Genomic DNA, 16,781 nt, shown 5'->3' on the forward strand with positions numbered 1-16,781 from the left:
CGACCAAGATCCACCGCCGGCCAGGAGCTTCGTATGCCTGTTTACCCGGCTACCCGGCTACCGGGCTACCCGGCCAATTCGGTTCTTGTCGAGCTCCTTCGAGTTGGTCACCGATCGTGCGGCAGACCCGGGTAGGGAGCCGTCACGTGCAATGAGCGAGGCCCCCGGGCTGTTGATCGAGACGTGTGAAGTCTCCATCACGCTGCTCGGGGGCCTCGTTGGCCATCCATCTCGCCGCAGTCGACCTGCCCCATGCACTCGTGGAGCGGGTCACCAAGCTCATCGTCATCCGCGAGGGCGACCGGCGGCGCAAGCTCCGTCCGCCCCAGCCCGCGATGGCACCACTGGTGCACCTGCGCGAACGCACCACCCCGGTGAAGATCGCTGCCGGTTTCGGGATCAGCGAGTCCACCGCTCACACATACACCAGCACGATCGTCGACCTGCTCGCCGCGCGTACGCCGGGTCTGCTGAAGACGCTGCGCGAACATGATCCGACTTCGTCCTCCTCGGCAGCGCGGGGACGCGCCGCAGTTCGAACCCCTACTGGACGGGGTCCGCGTGCCCCGCGTCGGGCCAGGCCAGCCCTGAGGCTGATCCTTTGGAGCGGACACCCGGACAATGGATCTTGATGGTCCAGAGAGGGATGTCCAGGTGGGACGTAAGTCTCCTTATCCGGAGGAGTTCAGGAGAGACGCCGTCCCGCTCTATCGCGCCGCGGCCGAGAAGCGGACGTATGCGTCGATGGCTGCTGATCTCGGTATCACCGCGGAGTCGCTGCGGACGTGGGTGCGCAAAGACGAGGCTCAGGCGGCGCCCGAAGGCCGTGATGACGGCGTGAGCGCGGCGGAGGAGCCGGCCCGGCTGCGGGCGGAGAGCGCCCGGCTGCTGAAGGCCGAGCAGGAGCGGCAGCTGGAGCCGGACGAACTCCAGCGCCTGGCCCTCGCCGCGGTCGACCCGTACGTCGACCGCGACGTCCTCGCGCGGCAGATAGCCCGCGAGGAACAGCAGCGCCGCGCCTTGGACGGGTCCGTCGGCCGGTGGGGCGCGCCGGATAAGGAGCCGTAGGCCGGCGCGGCTCCGGTTCGGCGGGTCAGCGGCGTCCGATGGTGCCGCGGACGAGGGCGTAGGGAGTCACACAGAAGGCGCAGAGGGTGGCGACGATCGTGATCACGCGGGCGGCGCGGGTGGTGGGAGGGGCATTCGCGGCATCGGTCATGAGACGGTGGACTCCTTCTCCTACGGCGGGCAGGGCAGTCGACTCTGCTCCGGTATAGCCGCTCCGGGCCACAGGGGTGCGTGCTTCCCGGCAAGGCACCCCCGGCCGCGACGAACGCGCTACCCGAAGCGGTGACGATCGCGCCGTGGGCAATGGGGCAACGCGCATTCGCCGCATTCTCTCCCAGCGGAGCAGCAGCTCCGTCCGGCGGCCTGCGGGCCGGGAGCTGCCCGGGACACCGGATCCCGATCGCGGCCCGTAGCGCCCCGGCCGTCTCCTCGTCCGTGTCACCGCGCCTCGGGGCACAGGCTGGTCGTCCCCTCCTGCGCGGTGTTCTCGTTTTCGGCGGCATCGGGGGCGTCCTCGGCGCTCTCCGCGGTGCGGCGGTAGTACGGGTGGGGGAGCCCATCCTGCGGGCGAGGTGGAGAGGGGTGGGGGTGCTTTGGCGGACGCCGGAGGTGATGCCCTGGTTGGTCAGGACGGCGGCGATGGCTCCGATGAGGTCGCCGTCGGCGTCGGGACTCTGAGCGATGAGGGTGAACCGGGTGGCGGCGTGAGCGTAACCGTTCTTGCTCTGGCTGCCGCTGTCGAAGCGCGTCTCGTGCTTGCCGAAGCGGCCAGCGGGGCGGCGGCCCAGGTGCGGGAGACGTTGACGAGCAGGAGGTCGGGGTAGGTGACGGCGCCGTCGTCGGTGGCGAGTTGGAAGAGGCTGTTGGTGGTGTCGGTGGCGCGCCAGGTGCCGTCGCTGGTGCGCATGTGGGCGCCGGTGGGGCCGGCCGATGCGTTCCAGGTCGCCGATGACGCGGACGGTGGCCAGGGGCGTTGGGCGCGGGGGAGGCTGTGGCCGGGCAGCCAGGACGCCGGCCGGGTTATGCCGGGCGGCGGCTTCTGGCCCAGGGCTTCGTCGGTGAGGCCCGCCCAGATGTATTCGACGGCGTCGCCGTCGACGTAGAGCACCGCGGGGGCTGGCGCGGGGAGTTCGCCGCGCACCGCTCCGGTGGGGCCGGAGCGGCAGGCCGGGGACGAGGACGACCCGGCAGGCGATGCGCCGACGTAGGGCGTGTGTCGAGCGTCTCGCCTGTCCGGCGGCGCCCGGCCCCCGCCCTGGTCGGCCACCGCCGGCCGTCCGGGGTGTCGCTGCCGCTGTACGAGCGGGTTGTCGCGCCCGTACGCCTACGGGTCGGGCGCTGAGGGCCGGGCCGGCCGAGGGGAACCGGCTGGGCGTCGGGTTCGCGGCGTGCGGGGGATGATGGGGGTGGAACGACGGAACGCGAGGTCAGGAGCTTTCATGGTGAAGCGGGTGCACCAACCCCGTGAGGACGCGGAGTTCGATTTCATCCTCGGGATGAGCGACGTCCCGGTCCTCGCGTACTTCATCGGGACATGGCCCAAGGCGCTCGATCCCTGCCGGGCGATGGACCTCGTGGTGGGTGGCATCGCCGAGGAGTACGCGGGCCGCCTGACGGCCGTCCGCGCCGACATCACACGCTGTCCGGCCGCGACCGGGCGGTACGGGGTCACCGGAGCCCCGTCGTACGTCCTGCTGAAGGAGGGCGAGGCGGTGGCGCACGGCGAGGGACCCATGACCACCGCCGAGGTACGGGAGCTCCTGGACGGCCACCTCTGATCGACGTGAACACCGACAGCATCGACGCCAGTGGCGGCCTACGGCCGGAGCGCTCAGCCTGGGGCGACGGATCCGACATCGGGTGGGCCTGCGCGCGACAGGAGTACGCGCGGTGGACGGGCGCCGAGCGCGCCGTCCTCTCGCGAGCCTGACGCCCACCCCTGGGCCGAGACTCCTCACCACCGGTCCCGGTCGTCCGAGGGACGAGCAACAGGCCCTTGGCCACCTGTACGACGGTGACCACGACAAGCTTCACTCGGGCCGGCCGCAGGGCCGCGCCGACGCTGAACCGACCGGCGGGACGTCAGGAAGTGCCGCCTGATCGGCACCCAGAGGTGGGTCGTCGGTTTGCGTTCAGGGACGGGGCATCAGGGGCAGGAAGCGGTTTTGTTCTTTGTGGGCTCATCGAAGTAGGCGGTGCCGTGATTGTCGAGCAGGCAGACTCTGATGATCAGGCCGGCCCGGCCGGTCATCGTTCGGGGTCGGGCCGGGGACCAGGACGGTCTACTTCGTCGGACGGCCCCGAGGAGCACCTTTCTGAAGAAGAGGCGGAGCGGGCCTTCGCCGAGCTGGACCGGTCGGCCGAGGAGCTGAAGGTTCAGCAGGTGGCCCGGTACTCCTGATCAGGGATGTAGGCCGCCCATTGGGTGGGGGAGAGGGAGCCGAAGCGGGTGCACAGCTCGGTGGCCAGCCGCTCGGGGGCGAGTGGTTGGGTGCGCGGGCGGGTGTTGGCTCCCTGGATGTGAAGGGACTCGCCGTCCGGGGAGAACGCGAGGGTTCTCACCCTGTCCCCGCTGGTGGGCAGAGGTGCGCCGATCATGGTGCGGGAGGGGATGTCCCACAGCCGGATGCCGCCTGCCCGGGTTCCGGCGGCGAGCGTGCGGCCGTCCGGGGAGAACGCGAGAGCGCTGACGGCGACCGGCGTACCGTCCGGGCCGTCCGGTTCACCGCCGGCCAGTACGCCCTGTGGGGACCTCATGGCACCGTCGTACAGCAGGATCCGTCCGGAGCCGTCGGCGACGGCGAGCAGGTCGCCGCTGTCGTCGTACGCCATGGCGTCCCCGAGGTCGCGTTCCGTACGGTCACGCATCAGCCGGCCCGTGGGGAGTTCCAGGACCGTCCCGTCGTTGAGCGCCATCAGCGGCGTGCGGGGGTGGAGCGCCATCCGTGTCGCGGATGCCCCTTCCCGGAAAGGTGTCAGCGGCTTGGCGTGCGTGAGGTCCCAGACCTGGGTGGAGAGGACGCCGTACACGACGGGCTTTCCACCCGCGTTCGCCACGGCGAGGGGAACGGCGAGGGGAACGGACGGCTCTTGCCCCTGACGCATGGTCACCTCCGCTGCCGGGCGACGGTTCTCCACGTCCCAGACCAGAATGTGCCGAGCGGGTATCGCGGGCACCACCGGCACGTCACGGCCGTTCACAAGGTCGTCCATGGGGTTCGAGGCGGGGGTGAAGGCAAGGAACCTGCCGTCCGGGCTGAACGCCGCAACGGGCTTGGGAGGCTGGCCGGGGAGGTGACGTACGCCCGGCGTGGTGCCGAGGAGGCGGCCGGTTCCCGTGTCCCGCAGTTCGTAGAAGAGCTTGCCGTCCGCGGTCCTCGGCACCGCCGTGACGTGTCTGGTGGGGCTGGGCAGAGAAGGAAGGCGCTTCTTGTCGTCCCAGCGCGCGGTGATGAGGTCGCGTACGTTCACGGCACGTACGGTGCGCCCGCCCATGCCTATGTAGCGGACAACGCCGGCGGCGCTGTCGATCCGTACGTTGTACGGCTTGTCCTGCGGGGACAGGGGCAGATTCAGGAGCAGCGGCCTGTCCTGCTCGGCGTACAGATCCTGCCGGTCGTGCAGGACGCGGGTGTTGCGCCAGAGAAGCAGGTGGTCGTTGGTGACGCCGACGATGAACCGGGAGTCGGGGCTGAAGGACACCTCGGTGAGGCCACGCTGAACCAGCTCGTCCAGGGTGTCCCCGGTCACGATGTCGAGGCGTTCGGCACCCTGCTCGCGCAGGGCGAGCAGCGTTCTGCCGTCCGGGCTGAAGCGCAGAGATCCCGCTTGGCAGGTGGGGCGGATTGCTTCCCGGGGAACGGCGAGCGCCTTGAGGGGCACCCTCTTGCCGCTGGGAACCCGCCAGATCTCGACCCTGACGCCCGTACCGCAACGGGCCACCAGGCTGCCGTCCCTGCTCAGCGCGACGGCCCCGTCGCCGATCCGGGCGCCCCGCAGCGTGAGCAGCGGATGCTTTCCGCCCGGGGCCCATACCTCCGCGCGGTCCTCCAACGCGAAGGCGACCCGCCGCCCCTGCTCGGACAGGGAGATGTCCCTGGCCACCATCGCCCCCCGTACGGGAACGGTGCGACGTACGCCGCCCGGCACGTCCCACACGGTGAGGCGACCTTGGGGCACCAGGTCTGCCGCCCATCGGCCGTCCGGGCTCCATACGGGCAGTCCCGGATACAAGACGGACAGTTCGAGGTCGCGCGGGTCAGCCATGCTGCTCACCGTGAGCAGGCCGGGAACGGTGTAGGAGCCCGTCCTGGTGCGGGTGGCCGTATCCCATACCTGGACGCGTTTACCCTCCTGGACCCGAACGACCTTTCCGTCCGCGCTCAGCGACGTGTGCGAGGTCTCCGTGTTCCGCACCTGCGGGGTGAAGTCCGGCTCGGAGCGCTGTCCCAGAGCGGCGAGCAGCGAGGAGCGGGTCTCCTGTGTCTGTGCGAGCCGCCAGGCCGCGATGCTGAGTCGTCCGGCCAAGGCCGGGTCGGTGGTCCGCAGACTGGCCGCCACGGTGCTGGTACGGCGGGCTGTGTTCTGCGTCCGCTGCTCGTTCCCGGCGCGGTTTTGCTGGACGGCGACCGCCGCCCCCAGTACTGCCAGCACGACGAGGACGCTCAAGGCGCCGGCTGTCGTGCGTCGCAGCCGGATCCGGGACCGCCGTGCCCGCATGCTCCGGGCCAGGAAGTCACGCTCGTCGGGGGTGAGCGTGCCCTCTTCGCTGTCGGGGGCGAACGCCTGGGCGGCGGCCTTCAGCCTGGTACCCCGCAACAGCGCGCCCCGGTCCCGCCCCAGGGACGTCCAGAGCTCGGCAGCCTCGGTGAGACGACGGTGGAGCCGCAGACGGTCCCGGTCCTCCTCGATCCACCCCGCGAGGCGGGGCCAGCCGGTGATCAGGGCCTCGTGGGTCAGATCGACGCGATCCTGATCGAGGGTGACCAGGCGGCTGCGGCCGAGGTGGTCGAGGACGTCCGCGGCCTGCGGACCGAGGCTCTCCAGTTCCGCGCGGGTGGTGGGGCGCTTGGTGTCCGCAGTGCCTTCCCCGGGGGTGATCAGGCGGAGGAGCAGACGGCGTGCCGTGGCCTGCTGATCGTCGTCCAGCCGCGCGTACGCGGTCTCTGCGGCCTGGGCGATGGATCCTCCCAGCCCACCGGCCTGTTCGTAGGCGGCCAGGGTGAGGGTACGGCCCTGACGGCGCCGCCAGGTCTCCAGCAGTACGTGCGACAGCAGCGGTAGAGCGTTCTGCTCCGCGACGACAGCTTCCAGCAGACGGGCGGTCAGGGCGCGCTCGACGACGGTGCCCCGCAGGCCGGCCGGCTTGGTGATCACCTGGCGGAGTTCGGTCTCGGTCATCGGGCCGACCGGCAGTGCCGCCTCACGCATCACGACTGCCAGTTCAGGGTGTTCGAGGCACCGGGCGTAGAAGTCGGCGCGGACGCCGAGCACGACATGCAGCCTGCTCTCCGCGGACCGGGCGGTCAGCAGCATTTCCGTGAAGGCGAGACGTTCGGCGGGGTCGGCGCACAGGGTGAAGAGTTCCTCGAACTGGTCGACGATCACCCAGGTCGGCCCTTCTCCGGCAGCGGGCACGAACGCGGACCGGTGACGATCGAGGGGATGCGCGCCGGGGGTGAGAACGCGAACCGCTGCCGGACGTGGTCCCGTGTTCCGTTCTCCGTCCCGGACTTCTCGTCGCAGGCGGGGGATCAGGCCCGCACGCAGCAAGGACGACTTGCCGCTACCAGAGGGACCGAGTACGGCGACCACCCGGTGGTCCCTCGTCAGGGTCAGAAGATCCTCGCTCAGTGCTTCCCGGCCGAAGAAGACGTCCTCATCGCCGGGCTCGAACCGTGCCAGACCCCGATACGGGGACGGCGCGTCATCCGCTTGCTCACATGCCGCCAGTTCTTGCGACACGGCACGCCAGCGCTCCTCCCACTCTTCGGGATCGGCGCCGCATGCCGTCGCGTAGGCCCGTACGACGGGCAGAGAAGGCAACTGCTCGCCCGCGGCTGCCCGTGACAGCGTCGCCACCGAGTACCCGGCACGGCGAGCCATGGCGGCATAGGTGGGTCCACCGGCCTCCCGACGCAGCGCACGCAGGTCATGGGCCAGCCGCGCCACCGGGCCCTGCCCCGGGTCGAGCGGTTTCTCCTGACGCCCCATGCCCACCCCATATCCCGCAGCGGCATCATCCGTCCCTGACCTGCCGATCATGCAGCCAACCGTTTCCGGCGCTCGGTCGACAAGAGGGTTTCGCGTCGCGCGGCGGCGCCAGGGCGGGATTGTTTCGTCGTCGGAACCGGGCTGCGCAACAACCTCCCAGCAGCGAAAACTCGTGGTGCGGGGCGAGGTCGTCGAGCCTCGGCCGGCTCCGCCCGAGTCGGCCGCGCCCCTTGGACAGGCGGCCTTGGACCGTCCGGAATCCACCGCGAGAACCTCAGACAGGAGAAACCCTCATGCCCTCGAGCGACGACGAGATCCGCTTCATGGAGGAGTGCCGACAGCGCGCCGAGCGCGAGCACGCCGAGTTCCAGGCCCGACAGGAGGCCGAGTACCAGGCCCGTATCGCCGAGGAGGAAGCCCGCCGGCGCGCGGAGCAGCCGCGCTCCGGCCCCACCTGGTAGGCATCCGGACCGGTCACGCATCGGCCTGCCTCGATCACATGCCGACACGGGGCGGACATGAGATCAACAAGACCGGCTGACGGCCTGGCAGGCCCGCACGACGGGTGAGGGGCGGCAGGGGACGACCACGGCTCCCACGTGGGCCTTTCGAGTCCCCTCCCCCCTCCCCCTCCCCGTCATCCGCTGACCACGTCCCTCGAGACGACGACCCGTGACCGCCTTCCACAAGCCGGTTGCACGTCTGCGGACGTCCTATGAGAGGAATTCCGATGAGAAACACGCTCCGCACCGCCACCGCCGCCCTCACCGTCGCGGCGATTCTCGGATTCGGCGGTGCCACCCACATTGCGCCGGCCATCTCCACCACCGCGGCTTCGGCCACGAGCCCCATGACCGGCCTCACGGCGGACGAGTCCGCTGCCCCGGACCGGGTGGGCAGCCTGGTGTCCGCGGGCCAGTCGGCGTTCGCCCTCGCGCAGGACGGCTCGGCCGTCTACGAGACGGTGTACGAGGCCGACAAGCTCCGTGACACCTGGAAGAAGATCGGCGGGCCGGCGACGGCGCTGTACGCCGGCGGCGCGGGACTCTTCGCCACCGACCCCGACAGCGGCGAGCTCTACCGCTACGACGGCGAGCCGGACAAGTGGACCCGCGCAGGCGGCCCGGCCGCGGAGTTCGCGGTCGGCGACGACACCGTGTACGCCCTGTCCGCCGACCGCTCCACGGTCAGCGAGCGTACCGGCACCGGCGCCGACGACTGGCAGACCATCGGCGGACCCGCCGGGCACCTGTACGCCGGACCGGCCGGGCTGTTCGCCACGAATCCCGACACCGGTGACCTCTACCGCTACGACGGTGAGCCGGGCCGGTGGACCCAGGTCGGTGGCCCCGGCGCCACCTTCGCGGTGAGCGGCAACCATCTGTACGGACTGGCCCCCGACCGCTCCTCGGTCAGCGAGTGGACGGGCGCGGGCACCGACTGGACCCGAATCGGCGGACCGGTCGCGGAACTGTACGGCGGCGGCGCGGGTCTCTACGCCACCGCCCCGGAGACCGGTGACCTGAAGCGTTACGAGGGCCAGCCGGACAGCTGGACCCAAGCCGGCGGCCCTGGCGCCACCTTCACGGTCGGCGTCGATCAGGTCTACGGGGCGTCGCCGGACCGGTCCACGGTGTCCCGGTACGTCGCCCCCGGACAGTGGCAGCAGCTGGCCGGCATGGTGGAGGCGACGTCCATCACGCCGGAGCAGCGGCTGCAGCGAATGCAGGAGCTCATGACCGAGGGCTGGACCGGCTTCAACGCCTGGCAGTGGGCGCGCACGGACCACGTCGCCAACAAGAGGCCCGACCCGTACGGCTTCGACTGGTCCGCCAACGGCTGCAACGTCATCAAGGACAAGCTGAAGAGCGGCGCAGGCTTCGATCTCCGTCCCGCCTGCATGCGGCACGACTTCGGCTACCGCAACTTCCGGGACCTTCTGGGAGAGGACGGATTCCGCAACGGCGTCATCGGTCTCACCGGCACCGGTATCGGGGGCCCCAAGGCGCAGACGGACGAGGTGTTCCTGAAGGACATGTCGAACGAGTGCAGGCGTCCGCTCGGAGAGGGGAGCAACATCGTGGAACGGCCGGCGCTCATGGTGGCAGCCTGCGACGCCGCCGCACAGGAGGTGCGGGCGACGGTCGTCCTCTTCGGCTGATCGATGCGCTGGACCTCTTCGCTGAGGCGCGGGTGCGGCGGGCTTCACAGGCCGCCGCACCCTTGCGCGTCGGGGGAGGCACCCCAGGGCCGGCAGCGGGTCCTGAGGGAGATCGCCGTCCAGACGATCAGGGTCTCGGAGCAGGTGCAGCGCGAAGCCGGTGAGGCCGGGCAGCCCGCTGGCGCCGACAGCGCGGATCCAGGTGGGGAGTGTGGAGCCGAGGCGGTCGGTGAGGATCTCGCCGAAGTCGTGGACGTGTCCGGCCGTCGTGTCCAGTTCGGGGCAGCGGGCCAGGACGTCTTTCAGACCGGCCCGGTCCTTCTCGGTCAGGGACGTGGGATGTCGGGTGAGCCGTCCGGTCACCTGCCGTAGCGATGCGGCGGACGGTGCCCCGCGCAAGATGGCGATGTGGGCCCGGACCATGCCGTAGGTGACCGGGGCGGGCTCGGAGACCAGCTCGCCGTGCAGTCGGGCGACGCTGGCGCATTCCTCGGTGAAGCATCGCTCCAGGTAGGGCTTGTAGGGGCCCAGCCTGCTGGGCCGGGGGGAGGTTGTCGCGGATGGTCTCCGGCCTCGGGGAACATCGGTACAGCGGTTATCGGTGAGAACGATCTTGTTCAGGGTGTGAGGGCGCTGACCCTGTTCTCGTACTCGCGGCGGGCCTTGCGCTGGGCCGGGACCGCGGGAAGGTCCTGGCGGTGGACCCCTGGCGCGGCGCTGGCGCGCAGGGTGTAGCACTGGCCGCGCCGTACGGACGTCCCCTCGTCGAGCGCGGCACGCTCGGCGGGCTCCAGTTCGGTGGTGCGGAGGTAGTCGGCGACCTTGCCCGGCATATCGAGGGTGGCCGGCAGCTCCGGGGCGGGCACGTCCTCCTCGTCGGCGGGGTGGTCGGGTAGGAGGTCGGCGACGGCCGTGCGGATGGCGCCGCGGCTGACCCTGTGCTCGCGGGCGAGGGCGGCGATGGAGCGCCCTTCCAGGTATGCGATGCGTACGTCGTCGGTCTTCGTGGCCGCAATCGCGGGGCGGCGGCGCCCGCCCTTGCTGCCCTTGGCCTCGGCGGCGCGCAGCCCGTCGTACGTCAGCTCGCGCTGGAGGTCGCGCTGAGGCTCGCCGGCGGCCGCGAGGGTCTGCACCATGAACTTCACGGTGGACAGCAGCTCGCCGGTGCGCGGGTGGCGGGCGGTGAGGTCCATCGCGGAGAACGCGCCGTCGTGGATGCGCAGCGCCACCTGGTCGCGGTGGAGGACATCGAGCACGTCGAGGATGCGGCCGGTGCCGCGTACGAGGTGGAACATCTCGGAGATGTGCAGGGTGTCGCCCGGCCGCGCGTAAGTCAGCGGCTCGCGGAACTTGGGGCGCTGGAGGGGGTGGAGGCGGCTGGAGGTTCCCGGGTCCTCCTCGAAGACGACCGGGTCCTCGATCGCGGCCTCGTCCAGGACGAGGTTCTGCCGGACGGTGGACTGCTGGTCGGTCGAGACCCGCTTGTAGACCAGGTTCACCACCGAGGGGCCCCTTCCGCACGGAGGATCGGGCCCTGTCTGTCGTCAAACCCTGTCAGCAGTCACCATCGGATCTGATGGGATTCGCGGCGCCGTGAACCCCCGGATTGCGGTGATGCGCTGACCGCTTGAGCTCGCCATCGTTTGCCGACGGGCGACCGACGCACCTGTGGTTGGAGCGGGCGGCTCGCCGCCGCCTCGTAGTCCCGTTACGACAGATGACGGGCGAAGAAGGTCCCCACCCGGCGCCGTACCTCAGCGAGTGTCACCGCAGGGTCGCCGGTACTGACGAGCGCGGTCCGCGCCGTCGCTGTCACGAGACCGGAAGTCTGGAGTCGAGGGACGAGCGAGCCGTAGTCGGTGAACGCCCAGTGGTTCGCGTCGGGGAGCAGCACGCGGTGGCCGGGAAGGCCCGCCCAGGACGACTCGATTCGGGCGGCGCCGTCGAATCCGTCGGTGCGGAACAGCAGCAGCGGCTGGTCGAGGCCGACCGGCGTCGAGGGCAGGTCGAGATAGCCCTCCAGGTTCGCCACCGCGCCGCCCCGACGGTCGTCACGGGCCGCGTCCACCGCCGCCGTGGCTCCTGCGGAGCACCCGTACAACCCGACCCGGCGGGAGTCCATGACCCGGGCGAGCGGAAGGTAGCTGAGCCGGTCCAGGACGAGCCGGAGGTCCGCGATCCGGGTGTCCACCATCGTGCGGAAAGCTGCCGGGCCCGAGGTCCGAACAAGACGGGCCCGAGGTCCGAACAAGACGGTCGTCCGCAACCCGTTGATGGTGGGTGGCCGTACGGCGGTGCGGAAGCGGCGGGTGGTGCATTCGTCGACCCTTGACGGCCTCGGTCTCCTGTCCCGGACCCGAGTGCTGAGCAGGCGTCTCCGCTCTCGGCGGAGGCGGCGTGCTGGTCTGCTTGCCGGGAATCGGATCGCCATCAACGGGGTTGGTGGGGGATGAGCCGTTATTGGAGGGCCATGCGAGCGATACAGGTGTACGAAGTGGGCGGTCCCGAGGTGCTGCGGGAGGCCGAGGTGGACCAGCCGCGGCCGGGTCCGGGCGAGGCGGTCGTGGAGGTCGCCGTATCCGGAGTCAACTTCCTCGACGTCTACCACCGCGAAGGCCGGTACAGCCTCCCGCTGCCCTTCACCCCGGGCGCTGAGGGCGCCGGTACGGTCGTCGAAGTCGGACCCGGCGTCGCTGACGTCGCGGTCGGGGACCGGGTCGGTTGGGTGGAGATTCCCGGCACGTATGCCGAGCGGGCCGTCGTGGACTCCTCCCGGTTGGTGCCGCTGCCCGACGACATCGGCTTCGAGACAGCCGCCGCCGTGCTCCTCCAAGGCATGACCGCGCACTACCTCGTCAAGGACGCCTACCCGGTCCAGGCGGGCGACACGGTGCTCGTGCATGCGGCCGCCGGTGGCATGGGGCTGCTTCTGACCCAGCTCATCACCCATCTCGGTGGCAGGGTGATCGGCACGACGTCGACCACGGCGAAGGCCGAGCTCGCGAAGCGCGCCGGGGCCGCCGAGGTGATCCTTTCCTCCGCGGTCGACGATCTCGCGGCCGAGGTGAGGCGGCTCAACGGCGGTCAGGGACTGCCGGTCGTCTTCGACGGTGTCGGCGCGCACACCTTCGATGCGAGCCTCGCCAGCCTGCGACCCCGCGGCCATCTCGTGCTCTTCGGCGCGGCAAGTGGTGCCGTACCGCCGTTCGATCCGATCCGGCTTGCCCACGGCGGTTCGCTGACCCTGATCCGGCCCAGCCTCGGGGACTTCATCGCCGATCGGTCCGAACTGCTCCGACGGGCCGCCGATGTGTTCGAGTGGGTGCGCTCCAAGGCGCTTGAGGTCACCGTGACGGGCCGCTACGCCTTGTCCGAGGCCGCCCAGGCCCACAGCGATCTGGAGGCTCGGCGTACCACCGGCAAGCTGCTCGTCATACCCGATGCGGCCGCTACGGGACGCCGCGAGGAGACGCAGAGCTGATCGCGGGTGACGAGGTCGGGGATCTTGGAGACTGGGATGTCGAGGGCATGGCCGACCGGCATCGCCAAGATCCCCGACAGCGTCAGGCACCCAGCAGGCCAAGATCAAGTTCTGGCGGGTTTCCGGCGTATCCGGGTCACACCCCTTCAAGCTTCCTCAGCCGGGACCTGGCTCGCCCGTCCACAACCTCCCGGGCAGAACACCTGGTTCACCGCAAGACGGAGCAAACGATCGCCACGCAGGTGAAGTACCTGACCACGTTCGCCAAGGAGGTCGAGGTCGGCAAGGAGCGGTTCGACGCCGAGTTCGCCAAGGTGATCAAGGGCGGTGACATCGCCCCGCGCGCTCCCCGGCAGCGGTGCGCGACGGCCGCGAAGCGGCTGACCAGGGCGAGGGCCCGCAAGCTCATCACCGCGCTGGTCGGCCACGACTGGTCCGGCTGGCCCCCCGTCGTCGTCCTCGTCCAGCTCCGGCGCGTCCGGGTCGCGCAGTGGGCGCAGGGCGCCGGCGGCGTCGGTGTACTTCGTGGTCCAGGGCACGATGGCGTTGAGGGCCAGGCCGAGCGCGCCGAGCTGGTCCTCCATGCCATCGCGGTACGCCTGGTGGATGGTGCCGCGCTTGCCGTGGCACACGTCCCTCGCCGGCTTGTGGCGGGACTCCTACACGGTGGGCTGCCGGTTCATCTGACGGCGGTAGGTGTCGTCGACCGGGTCGACCACTCGCGGCAGGTGCTCGGTCTTGGCGATCCGCCCGTACTCGGCGAACGCCGCCCCGGCCGTGCGGCCTCTCGCCACCACCTCGACCGCCCCGTACGAGCCGGACTCCTCGCGATCGAACATCGAGGTAACGCTCCGCGACGGCTCCCCGAGATCTGTGCCAGAACCTCGTTCTCGCGTACAAAGCCAGGCGCCGGACAGCACGGGTAGCACCGTCGTGAGGGCGGGGATGTCGAGTTGGCAATGGTTGGTGATAGGCCCGGGCGCCTTGGTTCGGTACACGTCAAGCGGAGGGCGGTGCGGCGTCAAGGTCGCGGAGCGGTTTCGTCGTATCCGGGCAGGGTGCGGACTGCTGCGGTGATTGCGGACCGGAGCTGGTCGAGGGTGTGGTCGGGCCCGAGGATCATGCGGCGGAGCTGGGGCATGGCCAGGCTCCAGCCGACCAGGCCGAGGGTGAGGAACAGACGGTTGCGGGCCGCGTCGTCCGAGTCGGCGGACTGGGTGGCGCGGATCTTGTCGTCGTAGTGCTGGGTGCGGGCTTCTTCCCCGGGGACGGGCTGGTCGCCGAGTTCGAGGGCTTCCCACATGAGCAGGCGCAGGGCTTCCGGGTGGGTGCGGTGGTAGTCGAAGAGCCGCTCGGCGTATTCGGGGAGATCTTCGTTCCCGGGCGGGACGGCCTGGGCGAGGTCGGCCATGAGGCGTTCCAGCACGGCGGCGAAGAGTTTGTTCTTGTCGCCGAAGTAGTCGTAGATGGCCCGCTTGTTGGCCCTGGCCTGGGCGGCGATGCGGTCTACGCGGGCACCGGCCACACCGTGCTGGGCGAACTCTGCGGCTGCTGCCGCGAGGATCCGCTCTTTCGTCGCGTTCGAGTCATAGGCCATACATCGATGGTAACGAACTGGTTCGTTTGACCGACCGTGGAGTCGTCTGCGACTCTTGCCTCATTCCGAACCATCTAGTTCGTTCGCTTGGAGTTGTGATGCCCTTCCCTGATCCGTCGACCGCCCACGTGCCGGTCCTGCCCCGTCGCCTGCCGCTGGTCATGGCGCTGGCCTGCGGGGTCAGCGTGGCGAATGTCTACTTCCCGCAGGCCCTTACCCCGCTGATAGCCGACGGTTTCGATGTCGCCACGAGCACGGCGGCGACGGTGGCGACGGTGACCCAGCTCGGCTATGCGGTCGGGATCTTCTTCTTGGTTCCCCTCGGCGACCGTCTTTCCCGCCGACCGCTGATCACCGTGCTGCTTGCCGTGACGGGTCTCGCTCTCCTGGCGGCCGCCCTCGCTCCGGCCACCGGCGCCCTGCTCGCGGCCAGTGCCGTGGTCGGGGTGGCGACGGTGGTTCCGCAGCTGCTGCTTCCCCTGGCGGCCGGCCTGGTCGCAGACGACCGCCGTGGTGCTGTCATCGGAACTCTGCAAGGCGGGCTGATCGGCGGGATCCTGCTGGCCCGAACCTTCGGCGGCACGCTCGGCGAGCAACTGGGCTGGCGCGCACCGTATCTGGTCGCGGCGGCGCTCACCGTCCTGCTGGCCCTCGTGCTCCATGTCGCCCTGCCCAATACCGCCCCGGCCACGCGGGATCGCTACACCGCCCTGCTCGCGGCCAGCGCGCGGATGCTGCGCACCGAACCGGGCCTACGGCGCTCCGCCCTCTTCCAGGCCACCCTCTTCGGCGGATTCAGCGCCGCCTGGACCGTGCTCGCCCTGCTGGTCACCGGATCCCGCTACGGCCTGGATTCACGGGCGGTGGGTGTGCTGGCGCTGATCGGCGCGGCCAGTATGGTCTGCGCCCCGGTGGCCGGGCGGTGGGTGGACCGGCACGGCGCGGACCGAGTGAGCCTGTGGTGCATCCTGGGCACCTTCGCCGCAGCCGCGGTCCTGACCTTGGGCGCGGCCGGTTCCTGGGTCGGGCTGGCGGCCCTGGCAGTCGGGCTGCTGCTGCTCGACATCGCGGTGCAGTGCAGCCAGGTCGCCAACCAGGCCCGCATCTTCGCCCTGCGGCCCGAGGCCCGCAGCCGACTGAACACCGCCTACATGACCTGCTCGTTCCTCGGCGGCAGCGCCGGCTCCTGGCTCGGGATCCGCGCCTACGCCCAGACAGGCTGGCTGGGCGTGTGCGCCCTGATGGCAGTTCTGGCTCTCCTCGCGCTCGTCGTCTGCCTCACCGGCGCGCCCGCGCGGCAGGCCGGTACCGAGCCCCGGTCCGGGACGCTCGCCCGGTGAGAGGCGACCGTCCCGCGGTACGGGCCCCTCCAACCGCCTCGAACCACTGTGCTCCCCACCTCCGACCCGAAGGATCTTCCATGTCATTCCCGGCCATGCCCTCGGCGGTAGCGCAGTTCTTCCGTGCCTCGCAGAACGGCGACGCCACCGCCTGGGCCGCGGCGTTCGCCGAGGACGGAGCCTTCCACGATCCGGTCGGCACACCGCCGATCATCGGCCGCGCTGCCATCCACGACTTCATCGCCTCCGTGCTGCCCAACTTCCAGCCCTTCCTCGGCCTGACCCCCCTCGAAGCACACACGGTCGGCAGCCGGGTTGCCGTCTCCTGGCGCGGCGCCGCCGTCGCCCTGAGCGGCAAGCCGGTCAACTGGTCCGGCATCAACATCTACGAACTGGCCGAGGACGGCCTCATCCAGGACGCCAAGGCGTACTTCAACCACGCCGTCTTCCAGGCCCAGCTCGCCGGCTAAGGGCTGTCCCGTAAATGATCTCCGGGCCGCCGTGGGAGTGGGCCGCCATGCGGCCCGCTTGCCTATCCGGCGAGGGCGAGGTTGTGCATCCGGGCGATGCCGAGCATGGCGTGGTGGACGCCTTCGTCTTTGAGGCGGCAGTCGCGGAGGATCTTCCAGGTCTTCATGCGGGCGAAAACGTGCTCGACGCGGGCACGGACCTGCTTGTGAGACTTGTTGTGGTCCTCTTTCCAGGCCGGGAGTTCGCTCTGGCCGCGTTCGCGGCGGTGTGGGATGACCAGTCCGGTGCCCGGGTAGCCGCCGTCGGCGATCGTGAGGGTCTTGCCGACGGCGGCCTTGGCACCGGACTCCTCCTACGCCTTGCAGTCGTCGCGGTTCCCGGCGAGCGGCCGGCCGACCACCACGACCAGACGGGTGTCGGCGTCGATGACGACCTGGGGGTGACTGGCAA

Annotated in this window: 12 protein-coding genes and 4 pseudogenes; 8 read left to right on the top strand and 8 right to left on the bottom strand. The window is 70.5% G+C overall.

Annotated features, from left to right (window positions below; translation table 11 throughout):
- Positions 1-218: 218 nt before the first annotated feature.
- Together ACH4TP_RS31390 and ACH4TP_RS31395 are read left to right on the top strand one after the other, a co-directional pair.
- Positions 219-497, top strand: a pseudogene (locus tag ACH4TP_RS31390) (transposase family protein); the annotation flags it as partial.
- 124 nt (positions 498-621) lie between these two features.
- The gene (locus tag ACH4TP_RS31395) at positions 622-1,068 is read left to right on the top strand and encodes a transposase (protein WP_398439805.1); all 447 of its coding nucleotides are present in this window, start codon (positions 622-624) and stop codon (positions 1,066-1,068) included.
- A gap of 25 nt (positions 1,069-1,093) precedes the next feature.
- Here ACH4TP_RS31395 and ACH4TP_RS31400 read toward each other — a convergent pair whose 3' ends face one another.
- Entirely contained in the window at positions 1,094-1,219 is a 126-nt protein-coding gene (locus tag ACH4TP_RS31400) for a hypothetical protein (protein ID WP_389238185.1), read from the bottom strand.
- A gap of 463 nt (positions 1,220-1,682) precedes the next feature.
- Positions 1,683-2,335 (bottom strand): annotated as a pseudogene (locus ACH4TP_RS31405) (RNaseH domain-containing protein); the annotation flags it as partial.
- Between the two features lie 172 nt (positions 2,336-2,507).
- Here ACH4TP_RS31405 and ACH4TP_RS31410 point away from each other — a divergent pair.
- Positions 2,508-2,846, top strand: a complete 339-nt coding sequence (locus ACH4TP_RS31410; protein ID WP_389238189.1) for a thioredoxin family protein — start codon at positions 2,508-2,510, stop codon at positions 2,844-2,846.
- Positions 2,847-3,444: 598 nt separating this feature from the next.
- On the opposite strand, the gene ACH4TP_RS31415 is transcribed toward ACH4TP_RS31410, so the two are convergent.
- On the bottom strand, positions 3,445-7,281 hold the full coding sequence (locus ACH4TP_RS31415) for a helix-turn-helix domain-containing protein (RefSeq protein ID WP_398439806.1): 3,837 nt from the start codon (positions 7,279-7,281) through the stop codon (positions 3,445-3,447).
- 293 nt (positions 7,282-7,574) lie between these two features.
- Here ACH4TP_RS31415 and ACH4TP_RS31420 point away from each other — a divergent pair, with 293 nt between their 5' ends.
- Together ACH4TP_RS31420 and ACH4TP_RS31425 are read left to right on the top strand one after the other, a co-directional pair.
- Positions 7,575-7,742 carry a hypothetical protein gene (locus ACH4TP_RS31420; RefSeq protein ID WP_398439807.1) on the top strand — a complete coding sequence of 56 codons (168 nt, stop codon included), beginning with the start codon at positions 7,575-7,577 and terminating at the stop codon, positions 7,740-7,742.
- Between the two features lie 269 nt (positions 7,743-8,011).
- Positions 8,012-9,442: a phospholipase A2 gene (locus tag ACH4TP_RS31425; RefSeq protein WP_398439808.1), complete on the top strand. Its 1,431-nt coding sequence runs from the start codon at positions 8,012-8,014 to the stop codon at positions 9,440-9,442.
- Between the two features lie 617 nt (positions 9,443-10,059).
- Here the strand turns inward: ACH4TP_RS31425 and ACH4TP_RS31430 are convergent.
- Entirely contained in the window at positions 10,060-10,944 is an 885-nt protein-coding gene (locus ACH4TP_RS31430) for a recombinase family protein (RefSeq protein WP_398439809.1), read from the bottom strand.
- Between the two features lie 206 nt (positions 10,945-11,150).
- On the bottom strand, positions 11,151-11,636 hold the full coding sequence (locus ACH4TP_RS31435; RefSeq protein ID WP_398439810.1) for a hypothetical protein: 486 nt from the start codon (positions 11,634-11,636) through the stop codon (positions 11,151-11,153).
- A 276-nt stretch (positions 11,637-11,912) separates the two neighbouring features.
- On the opposite strand from ACH4TP_RS31435, the gene ACH4TP_RS31440 reads away from it, so the two are divergent.
- Complete coding sequence (locus ACH4TP_RS31440) at positions 11,913-12,923, top strand: quinone oxidoreductase family protein (protein WP_398439811.1); 1,011 nt, start codon at positions 11,913-11,915, stop codon at positions 12,921-12,923.
- A 443-nt stretch (positions 12,924-13,366) separates the two neighbouring features.
- Here ACH4TP_RS31440 and ACH4TP_RS31445 read toward each other — a convergent pair.
- Positions 13,367-13,696: pseudogene (locus ACH4TP_RS31445) on the bottom strand (Tn3 family transposase); the annotation flags it as partial.
- Between the two features lie 248 nt (positions 13,697-13,944).
- On the bottom strand, positions 13,945-14,520 hold the full coding sequence (locus ACH4TP_RS31450) for a TetR family transcriptional regulator (RefSeq protein ID WP_389238206.1): 576 nt from the start codon (positions 14,518-14,520) through the stop codon (positions 13,945-13,947).
- A gap of 98 nt (positions 14,521-14,618) precedes the next feature.
- On the opposite strand from ACH4TP_RS31450, the gene ACH4TP_RS31455 reads away from it, so the two are divergent.
- Both ACH4TP_RS31455 and ACH4TP_RS31460 read left to right on the top strand, forming a co-directional pair.
- Positions 14,619-15,860, top strand: a complete 1,242-nt coding sequence (locus ACH4TP_RS31455; RefSeq protein WP_398439812.1) for an MFS transporter — start codon at positions 14,619-14,621, stop codon at positions 15,858-15,860.
- 80 nt (positions 15,861-15,940) lie between these two features.
- Complete coding sequence (locus ACH4TP_RS31460) at positions 15,941-16,330, top strand: nuclear transport factor 2 family protein (protein WP_398439813.1); 390 nt, start codon at positions 15,941-15,943, stop codon at positions 16,328-16,330.
- Positions 16,331-16,392: 62 nt separating this feature from the next.
- Here the strand turns inward: ACH4TP_RS31460 and ACH4TP_RS31465 are convergent.
- Positions 16,393-16,770, bottom strand: a pseudogene (locus ACH4TP_RS31465) (transposase); the annotation flags it as partial.
- Positions 16,771-16,781: the final 11 nt, after the last annotated feature.

Source organism: Streptomyces sp. NPDC021012 (assembly GCF_044333355.1).
GTDB lineage: Bacteria > Actinomycetota > Actinomycetes > Streptomycetales > Streptomycetaceae > Streptomyces.

Bases quoted from the DNA above. Each gene is read 5' to 3' on its own strand.
- ACH4TP_RS31395 (WP_398439805.1), top strand. From the start codon at position 622: ATGGATCTTGATGGTCCAGAGAGGGATGTCCAGGTGGGACGTAAGTCT.
- ACH4TP_RS31400 (WP_389238185.1), bottom strand. From the start codon at position 1,219: ATGACCGATGCCGCGAATGCCCCTCCCACCACCCGCGCCGCCCGCGTG.
- ACH4TP_RS31410 (WP_389238189.1), top strand. From the start codon at position 2,508: ATGGTGAAGCGGGTGCACCAACCCCGTGAGGACGCGGAGTTCGATTTC.
- ACH4TP_RS31415 (WP_398439806.1), bottom strand. From the start codon at position 7,281: ATGGGGCGTCAGGAGAAACCGCTCGACCCGGGGCAGGGCCCGGTGGCG.
- ACH4TP_RS31420 (WP_398439807.1), top strand. From the start codon at position 7,575: ATGCCCTCGAGCGACGACGAGATCCGCTTCATGGAGGAGTGCCGACAG.
- ACH4TP_RS31425 (WP_398439808.1), top strand. From the start codon at position 8,012: ATGAGAAACACGCTCCGCACCGCCACCGCCGCCCTCACCGTCGCGGCG.
- ACH4TP_RS31435 (WP_398439810.1), bottom strand. From the start codon at position 11,636: ATGGTGGACACCCGGATCGCGGACCTCCGGCTCGTCCTGGACCGGCTC.
- ACH4TP_RS31440 (WP_398439811.1), top strand. From the start codon at position 11,913: ATGCGAGCGATACAGGTGTACGAAGTGGGCGGTCCCGAGGTGCTGCGG.
- ACH4TP_RS31450 (WP_389238206.1), bottom strand. From the start codon at position 14,520: ATGGCCTATGACTCGAACGCGACGAAAGAGCGGATCCTCGCGGCAGCA.
- ACH4TP_RS31455 (WP_398439812.1), top strand. From the start codon at position 14,619: ATGCCCTTCCCTGATCCGTCGACCGCCCACGTGCCGGTCCTGCCCCGT.
- ACH4TP_RS31460 (WP_398439813.1), top strand. From the start codon at position 15,941: ATGTCATTCCCGGCCATGCCCTCGGCGGTAGCGCAGTTCTTCCGTGCC.